The sequence below is a fragment of the Stenotrophomonas sp. P5_A8 genome, assembly GCF_056400545.1.
The window spans coordinates 30,001-31,119 of sequence record NZ_JBFULB010000056.1; the positions used below are offsets into that span (position 1 = coordinate 30,001).

Genomic DNA, 1,119 nt, shown 5'->3' on the forward strand with positions numbered 1-1,119 from the left:
CGGATCAAGCAGGTAGGAAACTAGGACTTAGTGATCCGGTGGTTCTGTATGGAAGGGCCATCGCTCAACGGATAAAAGGTACTCCGGGGATAACAGGCTGATACCGCCCAAGAGTTCATATCGACGGCGGTGTTTGGCACCTCGATGTCGGCTCATCACATCCTGGGGCTGTAGTCGGTCCCAAGGGTATGGCTGTTCGCCATTTAAAGTGGTACGCGAGCTGGGTTCAGAACGTCGTGAGACAGTTCGGTCCCTATCTGCCATGGGCGTTGGAGATTTGAGAGGGGCTGCTCCTAGTACGAGAGGACCGGAGTGGACGAACCTCTGGTGTTCCGGTTGTCACGCCAGTGGCATTGCCGGGTAGCTATGTTCGGAAGCGATAACCGCTGAAAGCATCTAAGCGGGAAGCGCGCCTCAAGATGAGATCTCCCGGGGCACAAGCCCCCTGAAGGAACCATATAGACTATGTGGTTGATAGGTCAGGTGTGTAAGTACAGCAATGTATTGAGCTAACTGATACTAATGATCCGTGTGGCTTGACCATATAACCTCAAGTTGCCTTGGCCGACATGACATGTCGATAGATCCCAAGTGCACGCTACGTCACAAGACCAAACGAGAGGCAGGCGCTCAGGCGCGTCTCTTTGTAAAGCCGGCACAYCCGTGCCCGCTCCCTGCAAAGACACGACCTGCGGCGACACTCCAAAAGCCTCCCTGGTGAAATTAGCGCTGTGGAACCACCCGATCCCATCCCGAACTCGGAAGTGAAACGCAGCTGCGCCGATGGTAGTGTGGCTCAAGCCATGCGAGAGTAGGTCATCGCCAGGGTTTATACCCAAAAACCCCGCTGCTCATGCAGCGGGGTTTTTCTTTTTTTGCAGGCACCCGGTTTTCGAAGGTGCTTGTTTCTCGGAAGAGACCCATGCCGAGCCGGCGCAATGCGCTGCTCCAACCGTCTCCCTGGTGAAATTAGCGCTGTGGAACCACCCGATCCCATCCCGAACTCGGAAGTGAAACGCAGCTGCGCCGATGGTAGTGTGGCTCAAGCCATGCGAGAGTAGGTCATCGCCAGGGTTTATACCCAAAAACCCCGCTGCTCATGCAGCGGGGTTTTTCTTT

At 55.3% G+C, this 1,119-nt stretch carries 3 rRNA genes (1 of these 3 only partly in view); all 3 read left to right on the forward strand.

What is annotated here, in order from left to right:
- Positions 1-544: ribosomal RNA gene (locus AC1DQP_RS06325) — 23S ribosomal RNA — on the forward strand; it begins 2,337 nt to the left of the window's first position.
- A 169-nt stretch (positions 545-713) separates the two neighbouring features.
- Positions 714-828: ribosomal RNA gene (rrf, locus tag AC1DQP_RS06330) — 5S ribosomal RNA — on the forward strand.
- Positions 829-959: 131 nt separating this feature from the next.
- Positions 960-1,074, forward strand: a 5S ribosomal RNA gene (gene rrf / locus AC1DQP_RS06335).
- The last annotated feature ends 45 nt before the right edge of the window (positions 1,075-1,119 follow it).